Annotated in this window: 10 protein-coding genes; 9 read left to right on the forward strand and 1 reads right to left on the reverse strand. The window is 60.8% G+C overall.

Features of this window, described 5'->3' with window-relative positions:
• Positions 1-151: 151 nt before the first annotated feature.
• The 6 genes from NF699_00065 to NF699_00090 all read left to right on the forward strand — a co-directional run bounded on the left by NF699_00065 (position 152) and on the right by NF699_00090 (position 9122).
• A complete protein-coding gene (locus tag NF699_00065) occupies positions 152-1798 on the forward strand; it encodes a hypothetical protein (protein ID USU03390.1) in 1647 nt (548 codons plus the stop codon).
• Positions 1799-2112: 314 nt separating this feature from the next.
• Positions 2113-3372, forward strand: a complete 1260-nt coding sequence (locus NF699_00070) for an O-antigen ligase family protein (GenBank protein ID USU03391.1) — start codon at positions 2113-2115, stop codon at positions 3370-3372.
• A gap of 94 nt (positions 3373-3466) precedes the next feature.
• A complete protein-coding gene (locus tag NF699_00075; protein USU03392.1) occupies positions 3467-4198 on the forward strand; it encodes a polysaccharide export protein in 732 nt (243 codons plus the stop codon).
• Positions 4199-4215: 17 nt separating this feature from the next.
• Entirely contained in the window at positions 4216-6411 is a 2196-nt protein-coding gene (locus NF699_00080) for a polysaccharide biosynthesis tyrosine autokinase (GenBank protein USU03393.1), read from the forward strand.
• Positions 6374-7588 carry a hypothetical protein gene (locus NF699_00085; protein ID USU03394.1) on the forward strand — a complete coding sequence of 405 codons (1215 nt, stop codon included), beginning with the start codon at positions 6374-6376 and terminating at the stop codon, positions 7586-7588. The genes NF699_00080 and NF699_00085 overlap by 38 nt, the downstream gene beginning before the upstream one ends.
• A 109-nt stretch (positions 7589-7697) precedes the next feature.
• Positions 7698-9122: a sugar transferase gene (locus tag NF699_00090; protein ID USU03395.1), complete on the forward strand. Its 1425-nt coding sequence runs from the start codon at positions 7698-7700 to the stop codon at positions 9120-9122.
• A gap of 13 nt (positions 9123-9135) precedes the next feature.
• Here NF699_00090 and NF699_00095 read toward each other — a convergent pair whose 3' ends face one another.
• Positions 9136-9912: a hypothetical protein gene (locus NF699_00095; protein USU03396.1), complete on the reverse strand. Its 777-nt coding sequence runs from the start codon at positions 9910-9912 to the stop codon at positions 9136-9138.
• A gap of 400 nt (positions 9913-10312) precedes the next feature.
• Between NF699_00095 and NF699_00100 the strand changes: the two genes are divergently transcribed.
• The 3 genes from NF699_00100 (at position 10313) to NF699_00110 (ending at position 13812) form a co-directional block, all read left to right on the forward strand.
• Entirely contained in the window at positions 10313-11197 is an 885-nt protein-coding gene (locus NF699_00100; protein ID USU03397.1) for a glycosyltransferase family 2 protein, read from the forward strand.
• Between the two features lie 75 nt (positions 11198-11272).
• Positions 11273-12727, forward strand: a complete 1455-nt coding sequence (locus tag NF699_00105) for an O-antigen ligase family protein (GenBank protein USU03398.1) — start codon at positions 11273-11275, stop codon at positions 12725-12727.
• On the forward strand, positions 12724-13812 hold the full coding sequence (locus NF699_00110) for a glycosyltransferase (GenBank protein USU03399.1): 1089 nt from the start codon (positions 12724-12726) through the stop codon (positions 13810-13812). The genes NF699_00105 and NF699_00110 overlap by 4 nt, the downstream gene beginning before the upstream one ends.
• Positions 13813-13823 lie beyond the last annotated feature (11 nt).

The following is a 13823-nucleotide window of genomic DNA, read 5'->3' on the forward strand; positions in this document are numbered from 1 at the left end:
ATCGCATCGGCTCATCGGCACTGGACAAGCCTTCGGTGCCTCTCGATCCGGTGTTCCGCACGATAGGGGCTGTCGACGGACATCCTTGTCCGTAAGGCGGGTCGCCGTATGCCGCCACATCGGCTTTTCTCCCCGGATGCAAGAGGACAAGATGGTCGACCTGCCTGTAGATCCCGTTCGTCGGGCCATGGTCGGCATGACGCCGATGATGCTGTTGACCGCGAGCGATCGTACGGCGGCCAGCGCGCTGATGGCTGCCGATCGTGTTGCCAGCGATGCACGCCAGACAATGTTCGCCGCGGATTTCGGTATTACCGGACGCCATGGCGTCGATGAGACGCGCCAGGTCCAAGCCTTTCTAGATGCGTGTACGCGGGCGGGGGGGCGGATCGCGCATTTCGGGGGGATGCGGGTTCGGATCAGCGGTCCGTTGATCGCGCGCAATGTCGGCATCGTCTTCGATCGACAAAGCTACGGCGTCGAGGATCCTGGCTTCCAGGTCAGCGGCAGCGGCTATACCGCGCTCACCGTCACCGGTCTCGTTCCAGACTTCAACGTGGCGATCTATGGCAGCGGCGAAGCGACGTTCGATGGGAACGGACGGATCGCGCGCGACACGCGTCCTGCAGTCAACGGTTTCCAGTTTGGCCATCCGGACGGCCGCGAACCGCTGATGTCGAGCTTGATCCGGTATGCCCGGGCGTACAAGCTGTCGGGCTTCGGCATTCGGCATACCATCTGCTTCGATACGACCTTCATTGCCGAGAGCGTCGAGGAGTGCGGCAACGATCGCCACTATGCCTTCGAAGTGAGCGGTTCGGCGACGGGCAACTGCAACGAGAGCGTCTGGCTGAGGGTCCAGGTCGAACTGGCCGTATCGCAGGCGATATACATCGATCCCAACACGCTGATGTGCCTGTTCGCCAAGATACACAGCGAGCGGGCGACGGCGATCGCTGGCCGACCGACTTGGCTGCTGGGTGGATCGTGCGAATTCGCCTCCGTCCGATGCCAGGCCAACAATCCCGACACGGCGACGATGCGGATCGTCAGCGCTCAGGCGGAATGCAGGAATTTTCGTATCGAGGGCAATATTCCGGTCGAGATCGATGCGACGGGTGGCATCATCAATCTGGACAATCCCATTGCGACGCTGACGCCCGTCGCCAACCAGAATGGTCGCGTGAACGTCACCGGTGGACAGGTGAGAGCCATGGCGATCGGGGCCGAGTGGACCTTCATCGGTACCCGGCTGGATCTGCTCGAGGTAGGGTACATGCCGCCGGGCCTACATTCCGTCGCCATGAGCTGCGACATCCGTACGCTGCGACCCCAGCAGGGCCGCTATGATGGGGAGATCATCCTGCAGTCGAGCCGCGCATCGGGAACGACCGCGACAGCCGAGGGGCGTTTGCGCCACCTGCACTTGCTCGGTGGATCTCGTTTCGTGGCGTCCGGTGGCCCCTTGCGGATCGTCAACCAGACGGTGACGATAGACGCCGCATCGCATGTCGCAGGATCGGTCGTCGTGCGCCAGGCAGCGTTGCGGCTGTTCGGTCGGATCGACGGCGACCTGACCATCGAGGGGCCACCACAAAGCCTTGCCGGCAGCGAGGCGATGGTGACCGGCAGAGTCGTCGGCTGGGATCGTCCACGCGCGACCGATACGCTGGGCGACGTTCCTAACGGTACCTATTGCAAGCATCTGTCGCCATCGCGAGAGACGTTACGCAGCGGCTCAAGGCTGGTGACGGGGTGGATCCGGGCGGAACGCGATTGGGTCGCGCTGACGGCGTGACTGCAGTACCGCGCAGCCCAGCCTTGCCCAAGAACGCCCTTTTGGCGATCCCTCCAGCTATGTCCTTCCGGCTTGATTGATGACGAAGCGTGATTGCACGGCTAAAGCGAATTCATGGTTCGAGTGCCGAGATTGAAATGCCGTTGATGTCGAGATCGGGTTCGCGCCCTCATTCCTCCAGAGCCGGACGAGGCACGGGTAAAGGTGCAACCGGAACCCGGATAGCCGACTGGTTCCGGATCGCATCGGGCGAGCGCTGGCTTGCGGGCACGGCCGGTCTTCAGATCGTCGGATTGTGGCTGGCGGGGGGCGGTGTGACCGGGATCGGCGCCACGGCATTGATCGGCGTCCTGACGATGATCCTGCTCTTCGCCGGTATTCTGAACAATATCCCACTAACCCTTGCGACGGCAGCTCCGAGCGCCCGTATCGTGCTCATTGGGGTGATTGTGCTGCCGCTGCTCCAGTTGGTGCCTCTGCCACCGACTGTGTGGCAGCAGCTGCCAGGGCAGGATCTGCGACTGGAAGCCTATACGCTGATCGGTATCGTCAACACTTGGCAGCCGCTGTCGCTGACCCCGGCGAACACCGTCTACACGGCTATCATGGCGATCGCGTTTGTCACCCTGACCCTGGTTCTGATGACCGTGTCGAGGGAGACGCAGATGGTCCTGCTGCGCCTGATCTTGGTAACCATCGGCGTCGGCCTGCTCGTCGGCGTCGCTCAGGTGGCGAGCGGTGGTGGCGCGATGCGGGTTCGCGACCAAGCGGATCACGGCGCGTTGATCGGCTTCTTCTCAAACAAGAACCACATGGCCTTGATCCTGGCGGCATCCTTGCCGATGGTCGCGCTGCTGAGCGGGGCATACGATCGGCATCGCAACCGCATTTCCTGGATATTCGTCGGCTATTGGGTGCTCTGCATCTTTGCCGTGCTCATGACCAATAGCCGCGCCGGCGTGTTGCTGAGCCTGCTGGCAACCGTGCTGATCGGCATCCGGACGTTGCGTGACCAGCCGCGCCGTTACCTGATCGGCGGATCGGTGCTGGTCTTGGGGCTGGCGGCCTTCGTGACTACGCTGCCGCAGGTCGATGCGTTGTTCGATCGGTTCAACACGGTGGGTGACGATCTGCGCTGGCGTTTCGCCTGGCAAAGCCTGCCGCTGCTTCAAGAATATTGGCTGGCCGGATCGGGCAGCGGCAGCTTCAGTCGGCTCTATGCCGTTCATGAACAGCTAGCCTGGGTGAAACCGACCTTTGTGAATCACCTTCACGACGATTTCTATCAGGTCGCAATCGAGCAGGGCTTGGCGGGCGTGCTGCTGCTGGCGCTGACGGTGTTTTCGTTGATCTCGTCAGGTGCACGGGCCTGGCTGTCCGATCCGGCACGGCACAACGCGATCTTCTGCTCGGGAACGATCGTACTGTTGTTCGCATTGCACAGCATCGTCGATTACCCATTGCGAAGGCCTGCGACCTTCCCGGTATTGGCGATCGCCTTCGCCATGATCTGGTGGCAGGGACGCGACGGTCTTGGAAACCGCGCGCCCGATGTGGTAACGTCAAAGGGGTAATCGGTTTTGGCGCAGCGCAGCAAAATCTTGCCGCGAGACAGCGTTTGCTGCTAGTCATCCCCCGATCGAATATGATTTTCGCGTTGGCCGCCGCGTGCAAGACGTCGCGCGAAAGATAAGGTACCAGTCGTTGCTTAAACATAAGATTGCGGTCGGCGCGCTCGTCCTGCTGATTGCTGGCTGTTCGGGGGGCAAGCGGGTTCCGCTCGGCGCGCCGGCCTATCAGCCCAACCCGATCACCGCCACAACACCGAGTGACGATTATCTGATTGGTCCGCGCGATACAATTTCGGTAAAAGTTGTCGGCGAACCCGACCTGACGCTGGAAGAGCAGCCGGTGTCCCTAGCTGGCAATCTTTCGATGCCGCTGCTCGGGCAAGTGCCGGCCGCCGGTCGTACCGTCGAACAGGTCGCCCAAGACATCACCACGGGCCTCAACCGGCGCTATCTTCGCCGGGCCAGCGTTTCGGTCGCGGTCGTCAAGGCGGTGAACTACGCCTTCACAATCGAAGGCCAAATTCAGAAGCCCGGCGTTTACGAGATTCCGGGGCGTGTCTCGCTGTTGCAGGCGGTGGCTCTGGGTAGCGGCTTCACCGCCGATGCCGAGGTGGAGGACATCATCGTGATCCGGCGGATGAACGGGCAGCAATATGCGGCTAGGTTTAATATCGACGATATCCGCTACGCACGATATCCTGATCCCGAGATCAAACAGTCCGACGTGGTCGTGGTCGGAACCTCCCAACGCAGCAGATTTACGCGGAATCTGATTTCTGCTCTTCCCGGCCTTGCCGCCGTGGCGGGCGTATTCTTGGCGTTCCGGTAAGTAGGATGAGCACAACAATGTCGTCCGATATCGCCGATCGCGAGGGTTTTGAACCGACGCGTGACAAGCCGTCGACCAGCATAAACAACGCGCCGGCCGGTGGCTTCAACCTGCGTGAAATGTACGCGGCCATCTATCGCTCTCGTGTGCCGATCATCGCCATTATGGTATCGATGATCGCCATCGCAATCGTCTATTCGCTGGTCGCGACACGCTATTACCGCAGCACGGTGACGATCGAGGTTCGCCAGGAAGCGGAAAAGGTGCTCGGCACCGAGGCCGATCGCGAAGGCGGCGCATCGCGCGGGGATACCGAGAAGTTCCTCCAGACGCAGCTCGACATCATCCGCAGCCGCGGCGTCGCCAATGCCGTCGCACAGAGCAAGGGCTATTATCGCGGCACCAACTTCCTTGTGCGGATGAAGGCGATCGATGCCGATGACGCTGATGAACCAATTCCGGTCGATATTCGCCGCGAACAGGTGATTGCCGCGTTGCTCAAGGGGTTGAAGGCAGAATTCAGCGGTAACACCCGCATCGCCGACCTGTCGTTCCAGAGCCCGGACGCAGCCCTCGCTGCGGAAGTCGCCAACGCCTATGCCGATGCGTTCATCCGCAACAACCTAAACCGCAAATTCAACAGTTCGTCCTACGCACTCGATTTCCTTCGCGATCAGCTTCGCGAGGCGCAGGAGCGTCTGCAGAAATCCGAGCGCGATGCGCTGGCTTATGGGCGGCAGACGCGGATCATCGACGTGAGCAACGCTGCGGGAAGCAGTGCGAGCGGCAGTTCGCCGCAGCCGCAATCGCTGGTCACCGCGCGATTGGTTCAGCTAAACCAGAGCTATTCCGCCGCGCTCTCCGATCGGATCCAGGCCGAGCAGAAATGGCGTCAGACCAATGCCACCCCGCTGATGAACATTCCCGAGGTGTTGAACAGTTCGGCGATCCAGCAGTTGCTGGACCAGCAGGCGCAGCTCGAGGCGACCTATCGCCAGGAACTGTCGACACGGCAGGCCGATCACCCCGCGGTCCAGCGCGCAGCGGCGCAGCTAGCCGCGATCAAGGGCCAGATCACCGGGATCGCGGGTAACATCCGCCGGTCGGTACAGGCCCCCTACGAGGTGGCGATGGCCCGCGAACGCGAGATCGCCGGCGAACTCGAGCGGCTCAAGAACAACACCCTCACCGAACAGTCGCAGGGCATCCAGCTGTCGATCCTGCGGCGCGAGGCGGACACCAACCGCCAGCAGTATGACTCGCTGCTCCGGCGTTACAACGAACTGAATGCAGAGGCGGGGGTTCAGACCAATAACCTCAACATCGTCGATCGTGCCGATGTGCCGCGTGCGACTGCTTGGCCAAAGCCGCTCCTGAACCTGGCGCTTGCGATCGCGGTGGGTCTCATCCTGTCGATGGGCTTCGTCATTGCGCGCCAGCAGCTGTTCGACGGCATCCGTACCCCGGACGACATTACCGACCGGTTGCGCCTGTCCTTCCTGGGCAGCACACCGGTCGTTGCCGATCCGAAGGGCGAAATCGATCTGCCCAAGTCGACCATCAGCGAGGCATTCGGATCGATCCGCACTAGCTTGATGATGGCCTCCAACCACGGCCTGCCCCGGACGTTGATGGTGACCAGCACCCAGGCTCAGGAAGGCAAGTCGAGCGCGTCCCAAGCCTTGGCTGTCAGTCTCGGCCGGCTCGGGCGCAAGGTGGTCGTGGTGGACGTCGATTTCCGGCGACCCAACGTCCACCGGATGTTTGGCGTGTCGAACAAGCAGGGGCTGAGCGGCGTCGTTGCCGGGCAGCTAAGCCTCGACCAGGCCGTTCAGGAATCGTCGTTCGACAACGTCAGCTTCGTGCCTGCCGGTGCATTGCCGCCCAATCCGGCGGAGATGATCTCCAGCGAGCGGATGAAGGAGCTGACGCGCGAGCTATCGTCGCGTTTTGACTTGGTGCTGTTCGACTCCGCACCGGTTTTGGGTCTCGCCGATGCGGTGATCCTGGCTTCCGAGATTGAGGCGACGCTGTTCATCATCGAAGCTGGCCGCAATTCGGTACGCGGCGTACAGGCAGCGCTTGCTCGTCTCGATCAGGGCGGCGCACGCATCGTCGGCGCGGTGTTGACCAAGTTCGATCCGAGCAGGTTCGGCTATGGGCAGGGCGATGCTTATGGCTACAATTACAGCTATGATTATGCGGAAAAGTGAGGGCCGACGCTGGGGTGTGATTGCCGGCGCCAGCGCGGCGGTAGCGGCTACCGCAGCCCTCGTCGGGATCTATGCGGTCGAGGCGGGAGCGGTACGGGTTGTCACCCAGGGCCGTTCCAGCGACCTGTTGCTGAAGGCCTCGGACGCACCCGCCGAGGTTTCCGCGGCGCCATCGCGGGCGACGATCGAGCGGGCCATACAGGCCGATCCGCTCAACCAAAACATCTTCAATACCGCGATGATGCAGATCGGCCGTCGGGGCGGCACGACCCTTCCGCCCCCGGCATGGTTCGCCGTCCTTGGCCGTTATGGCTGGCGTGGCAGCCTCGCATTGCAGAACCTTATTTACTATCATGCCACCCGTAACGAGATCGGACGGGTACTTGACGTCGCCGACGCGCTGTTTCGCCGCGAAAAGCTGATGGAACAGGCGACGACTGTTTTTTCCTTGGCCGAAACCGATCCGACCTTGCGCAACAGCGTCGTTCGGCGACTACAAGCGCTTCCGGTATGGCGCCGTCCATTTCTGCTCGGTAGCGGCGTCCTTAATGATCCTGCCGCGATAGAGGGTCGCTACCAGACCCTTCGCGCACTTCAGCGCGGTGGTGGACCCCTGGCAGAGCAGGAAATGACCGCGCTCTTGCCGACCCTGGTCCGGGTCGGACGAACCGAGGATGCATTCGCACTCTGGTCCTATCGACGGCAGGGGATCACCCGACCGCTTAACGATCCGCAATTCAGTCGGGCCGCAACGACGATCAACCAGGACGACACCGCGACACCGTTCAACTGGCGCTTCATGTCGGGCGAGAATTTTGACGTCACTAGCGGTGGGCGCGGCTCTACCGGCATCGTCATCAACTGGAACGGACAGGGTGTTCCCGTCTTTGCTTCCCAGCAAACGACAGGGGCGGCCGGATCCTATCGGCTGCGCATTGCTTTCGACCCAGAAACCATGGTCGGCACCAAGGCGCTTGGCTTCCGCATGATGTGTCGGGACACACGGATCGATTTTATTCCCGTGACGGCCCCGGATGCCACTCATAGCGACTGGCGTACCGCCCAGGGCGTGCCATGTGCCTTTTCCCGGCTCGAGATGTTCGGCGCACCGGGCGAGGGACGGCGCGACATCACGGTGACTGTGAATGGGATCGTCCTGCGGCGGGACGGCAGCTAACTGATCTGTGTTGTAGATGGCTCGACTGGCGGGATCCACTCACATTGCGCTATGACCAACATGATCGTGAAACGGGAATTGCGACGAACCCCGATCGTCCGAACTGACGATGAGCGATCCTATGCCAGCAAACCAAGCAGACAGGACCGATAGCTTGGACATGAAGTCGTCGACAAATGGGATCGAGGAAGCACGCTGGCGGCCCAACAGCGCCACGATCAAGCTGCGAACCTTCACCTATCCGATCATCTTCGACACGCTGTGCATCACGTTAAGTATGTCGCTGGTCGCACTGGCGAGGGGCAGGCTGACGACCGAAGCCGGCTGGGCATTCGTCCTAGTGATGATCCTGCCTTTTTACCTGGTGATTGCCCTCAACAGCAAAGTCTATTCCATCAGGTTGCTGGCCGATCCGTTGCAATCCGTCGGGCGTACGGTGAAGGCGTATCTCATCGCGGTGGCGATGATGACGCTCGCCAGCTTCTATCTTCGGACAACGACGGATCTGCCACGTCTCACGATCGCGCTGGGGTCATTGCTGTCGATCGTCTCACTGGCCGTGAGCCGGTATTATTTCGTTCGCTACCGAAAGGCGATCGTCGGTGGGGAACCCTATAGCATCGCCCTGATCTGGGAACCGGGCCAGCCTATTCCGCCTATCGATTTCTCAGTTCGGATTGCAGCGGAAGGGTTCATTGATCCTCAGCGGCACGATCCGTTGATGTACGATCGGCTCGCAGCGGCATTGGGCGGCATTCACAACGTCGTTGTGTCTTGCCATCCCGATCGCCGCAATGCGTGGACCCACGCCCTGAAGGGCGCGTGCATCCAGAGCGAGATCCTGATGCCGGAATTGCAGTCGCTTGCTCCGCTCGGGGTCAGTACGCATGCCTCGATGACGGCATTGGTCGTGTCGCACGGGCCGCTCAACCTGATTGATCGCGCAATCAAGCGGGCGTTCGACTTGGCGATTGCAGTACCGGCGATCGTCCTGCTGTCCCCGTTATTCCTGCTTGTCGCGGGCTGTATCAAGCTGGAAAGCCGTGGGCCGGTGTTCTTCCGGCAGGATCGTATCGGTCGCTCTAACCGCGTGTTCCGGATCTTCAAATTCCGGAGCATGATCGCTGCGACCGCCGACAAGGAAGGGCAGCGTTCGGCATCGCGGAACGATGATCGGATCACCCGGGTAGGGCAGTTCTTGCGGCGAACGAGCATCGATGAGCTTCCGCAACTGCTCAATGTGTTGTTGGGAACGATGAGCATCGTCGGTCCGCGTCCCCATGCGCTAGGCTCGCGGGCGGCCAACAAGCTGTTTTGGGAGGTTGACGAACGGTACTGGCATCGCCACGCGGCAAAGCCAGGGTTGACCGGCCTCGCGCAGATTCGGGGTTATCGTGGGGCAACGGTGATGGAGGACGATCTGCGTAATCGTCTGCAAGCCGATCTAGAATATCTGGATACTTGGTCCATTTGGCGCGATATCAAGATCATCGTGATGACCTTTCAGGTGATGATCCACAAGAACGCGTTCTGATCCACGGGTCGCTTCAGATATCCTCGACCGGGTGGCCGAACGCCCGCAGGGTCTCGTGGATATCGCCCCGGTCCGCGGCGTGGGCGTTTTTGGTCAGCAGCGAACGCTTCAAGAACGGAAAGCCGGCACGCACCAGCGGCAGTGCCGCGAAGATGCTGGGATCGCCGCAGCGGATACTGTCGGCATACCACAAGGCTCCGACGGACATCGTTCGTGCCGCCACGGTCGCGAAACGGCTTTCCTGCCCATATACTGCGCCACGATAATCGTTGAAGGCGAACCTATGCGGCAGAACGGTACGCAGCGCCCGAACCATGCTGCGATCGACGTTCTTGAGGTGAAAGGCATAGGACTGGATGTGATTTTGCAGCTGCGCCGATGCGGTAAACCCGGTCAACCTCCATTGCATTGCCGGCCACAGCGTATCGACCGGTTCGAACGGTCCGAAGACGGAGTCGTTGAGAATCAACAGGTCGGCACCGGCGCTATGTTGCGCGATCTCATGCAGCGCCAGCGCATAGGCGGAGAAATCGAAGCCCGGCAGAGCCTTCCAGTACAGGGCATCGGCCGTGCGACGAAGTTCGTCCGGAACGTCCGCAGGCGCCGGCGTCGCGCAGATCACGCACAATCCGGCATCGGCCTGCCGCAATCGGGCTAGCGTGAAGCGGTGGGCGGCGGTCAATCTGCCGTTGGGAAGATAGACGAAATAGACGATCCAGCGCAGTTTGGGCGTGATCGGGACAATCGCCGTAGACGTCGGCGCAAGCGTAAGGCCGCGCAGGATGGTCACCCGTACCGCGGCTGTGACCCCGTCGGGCCGTGATGGCTGGAAGGTCCAGTTCCGCTCCAATGCATCGATGCCGGTTCGCAGGACCGGGGCTGGTCGATGACCGAGTAATGTCTTGACGATCGATTTTAGAGTCAAGAGCGTCGTCCTATTCTGCCGGATGCGGCCCGTCCGGAACACCCTGTTGGACCGGGTCGGAGCGGTCGTCCGGTGGTCGGAGTATGGGGAACAATCTGGACAGCGTGAGGGACGATGGCTATGCCCGCCACGTTATTCTGCAATGCACCACGATATCGAGGATGGCAGCCGCTACGCAGGAAACGGCAAGGGTGCAAGGCACGCTCCGCCATATTGGGGCATGTGCTGGCATCTCCTATGCATGGATCGACACTGAAGGCTGCTGATGAACCTCCTCGTCACCATTACCTACAACTCGCTGGCGCATGACATTCTGCCCGCATTCTTCGCGTGCCTTCAGGCTCAGCAGAGTTCCGATTTTGAAATTCTAGTGATCGACAACGCGTCGACCGATGGCACGCCAGACTATCTGCGTCGCCTCAATCTGCCCAACCTCCGGCTACTGTTGAATGACGAGAACGTCGGGTTCGGCCGAGCCTGCAACCAAGGCATAGCCATCGCGCGCGAACGTGGCGCCCGCTACGTCACCTTCATCAACAACGACGTCGAATTCGGTTCCGATCTAATCGGAGGCATGATGACGGCGCTGGACGCAAGTGGTGCGGTGGGACTCTCGCCGCTCATCACGTTGTTCGACGAGCCTGGGCGATTATGGTTCGCGACGGGCTCCTATCGCTGGAACCGGGGGATGATCCCGTTCCACGATGGGATCGGCGATCCGCTCACGGCTTTGCCTACCGCACGCGGCGCCGTTCTGCCTACAGCCTTTGCCCCCGGCTGTTGCCTCATCTTTCGCATGGATGCGTTCGATGTGGTGCCGGGCTTCGATGATCGCTTTTTCGTCTATTGGGAGGATGCCGACCTCTGCATGAACTTGCGCGAACATGGGCTGCGGATCGTCACCGATACCGGTTTGGAATGCCACCACAAGGTCAGCGTCTCGACGGGGGGATCGTTCAGCGATTTTTCGATCTATCATTTCAATCGCGGGCATATGCTCTTCGTGCGCAAGCATTTCGGGACAGCTGCGTTGGGATTTGCATTGCCGATGTCTTTTGCGAAAGCGGTGCTCAACGTCGTACGTGGGCGAATGAAACCGCGCCAACTAGCTATGTGGCGACAAGGTATCGTATCCGGTTTGAAGAACTGATCGACGGATGCAGACAATTTTTAATCCGATGCCCATCCCCATCTCCGTCCCCGTTGCCGGTCAGATGCCTAGCGGATGGACCATGAGGGAAGTCGATGGCATAATCCCATCAAGTTCGATCCTTCGACAGATCGGCCATCCTTCTTTTCAGTACATGACAGCATTCTGATGGCCCAGACATTTTCCCCGCGTCCTCCGGTGAGCGACATCATTCCTCGCGCGGATCAGGCGGCGATGCCGGTATTCCTGGCGGTTGTCGTGTGCGCGTTATCCGGTTTCACCAATATCAAACTGGCCGACATCCAGAGCGTCGAAGTGGTCGTGCTGGCCGCGATGCTCCTGTCGCTGCTGATGCCGCACCGGCAGGTCAATCTGCGCGCACCCGGCCCGATCGATGCGATGAAGATGAAGTTCGTGTGGATGTTCGTTTTAATTTTCATCGGATCGGCACTGTCGCTTCGTCTCACCTTCTATCCGCCTTATGGCATAAGCGCGATCAAGCAGCCGCCCTTCGCCACTTTCGCCCGGATGATCCAGGTGATGTTGTCGGTGAGTTCGCTGTTCATCGTGGCGCTGGCCGCCCGTCAGGGGCCAGATGCGTTTCGCAAGTTGCTGACCGCCTATGTCTGGTGCGCCTATGTCGGCGCCATTTGGGGCATCGTGTCTATGATGGCGCATTTCATCGGCATCGAACTGCCTGGCGTCATCGTTCAAAGTACGGTCCGGATGCGGGGGTTCTTTATCGAAGGCGGACCGTTCGGCATCTATCTGGTCGGAGCGATCATCATACAGATCATCCGCGGTCCCTATCTGGGCTACGTATCGCGTTATTCGTTCTACGCCGGTATTGCTTTGCTTTCCGTTGCCCTGATCGGAGCGCAGTCCAAGGCATCTGCGCTGCTGGTCGTGACGGTGATGATCCCCTATTTCATTCGCGTTCGACGCATAAAGACGATTTTCCTGCTGGCTGTCCTCGCCATGCCCGTCATCATCGCCAGCGGCGTGCTGCAGGGGATCGGCGGCTATTACGACAGCATGTCGAATTTCAATGCGGCAGTCAGCGAACGCCCCGACGACAGCAACCTCATCATGGGACGGATCGCCGCAGCGATTCTACTGCCTCGTATGGTGCTGGCACACCCGATCCTGGGAATTGGCGTCGGCAATTACTCGCTGGTACGCAACGATCCTTCGATCCTGCAGGGGATGCCGCGCGTCGAAGGATGGGATCTGCACGGACTCGGGCTGCTCGGTTATTGTGCTGAGCTCGGCGTACCGCTGACCATCTTCGTCATGTGGGTCTATGCCTATCCGATCGTCGCCGCGTGGCGGACGAGGCCGTGGATCGTTCTTCTCGGCAGCTATCCAATCGTCGCGGCAATCTACGGCGTTCAGCTTAACTTCGCCTATCCCTGGATCGTTGCCGGCCTCGCCCTTGCTGCGGTCGATATCGATCGGGATCATAAATCCAAGCGGGCTTACGATTTGACCAAGAGCAATCGGTCGCCGGTTCCGGCGCGACGTCGATGAAACTGCTCGTCGATGCCCGCGTCGGCTGGGGGCATGGTATCGGTCGCGTCGTCACCAATACCGTGCCGCGTATCGCCGGCATGCATCCCGAGTGGAGCATCGACGTTCTAGTCGGCCCCGATGATGTCGCACAGGCGGAGCAGGTCTTCGCCGGTCATGCGAACCTTGCCGTCCGACCCTGTCCGGTCACGCCTTTCTCCGCCGCGGAACAATGGCGCCTGTCTGCCTATGCCGATGGATATGATCTGACCTGGTTCACCAATTACTGGGTGCCGCTTCGCTGGCGTGGGCGGTTCGTCGCTACCGTGCACGACATGCTGCATCTCATGCCCGAATATCTGCCGTCGTCGCGCCCCAAGCGGATGTTGGCTCGGCAGACCTTCGCCAAGGTGCGCCGCGATGCGCGCGCCGTGATGTTCGTCAGCCGTTTCACCCAGGCCGCGTTCGCCGATATGATTGGGGCGCCACGGTATGGAGAGGCGATACAATTAGGGGGCGACCACCTTAATTACGGTGCGCTCAAACCGATTGCAGCCCGACCTCGTCGCGTGATGGTCGTTGCTGCGTCCAAGAAGCACAAGAACTTCGCACTGTTGCTGGAGGCTTGGCGGCGGGCGAAAGTCGCCGACCACTGGACTCTAACCGTTGTATCGCCAGGCTCCGCCTTGCGATCGTCCATCGACATCGAACGACTGGTCGCGGACGTTCCGCGCACCGAGGTCTTGCGCGACCTGCCCAACGCTGTGCTCGCTGAGCTGTATGCCGACAGCGCGATCCTGGCGATGCCATCGCTTTATGAAGGGTTCGGGCTGCCCTTGATAGAAGGGCTGCGGGCAGGGGCATTATGCCTCAGCTCGAACGCGGGCGCGATGGTCGAGGTGGCCGAGGGCAGTTTGGTGCAATTCGTCAACGGTAACGATCCCCTCGGCTGGACGACCTCAATCGAAGCGGCGTGCGCGACCGTTGACCGGGACGACCCACTTCTCGATGCGATCCAGTGCCACAACATCGTCAAGGCGGATCGGCTGCGCTGGAGTGAAACTGCAGCAAGTATTGCCAGAGTTATCGTTATGGCTGCTGAATAAGCTTTCCCCGA

The sequence above is a fragment of the Sphingomonadaceae bacterium OTU29LAMAA1 genome, assembly GCA_024072375.1.
GTDB lineage: Bacteria > Pseudomonadota > Alphaproteobacteria > Sphingomonadales > Sphingomonadaceae > Sphingomonas.

Excerpts from the sequence above, each read along its gene's own strand:
- NF699_00080 (USU03393.1), top strand. The coding sequence starts at position 4,216 with ATGTCGTCCGATATCGCCGATCGCGAGGGTTTTGAACCGACGCGTGAC.
- NF699_00065 (USU03390.1), top strand. The coding sequence starts at position 152 with ATGGTCGACCTGCCTGTAGATCCCGTTCGTCGGGCCATGGTCGGCATG.
- NF699_00100 (USU03397.1), top strand. The coding sequence starts at position 10,313 with ATGAACCTCCTCGTCACCATTACCTACAACTCGCTGGCGCATGACATT.
- NF699_00110 (USU03399.1), top strand. The coding sequence starts at position 12,724 with ATGAAACTGCTCGTCGATGCCCGCGTCGGCTGGGGGCATGGTATCGGT.
- NF699_00085 (USU03394.1), top strand. The coding sequence starts at position 6,374 with ATGGCTACAATTACAGCTATGATTATGCGGAAAAGTGAGGGCCGACGC.
- NF699_00105 (USU03398.1), top strand. The coding sequence starts at position 11,273 with ATGGACCATGAGGGAAGTCGATGGCATAATCCCATCAAGTTCGATCCT.
- NF699_00090 (USU03395.1), top strand. The coding sequence starts at position 7,698 with ATGAGCGATCCTATGCCAGCAAACCAAGCAGACAGGACCGATAGCTTG.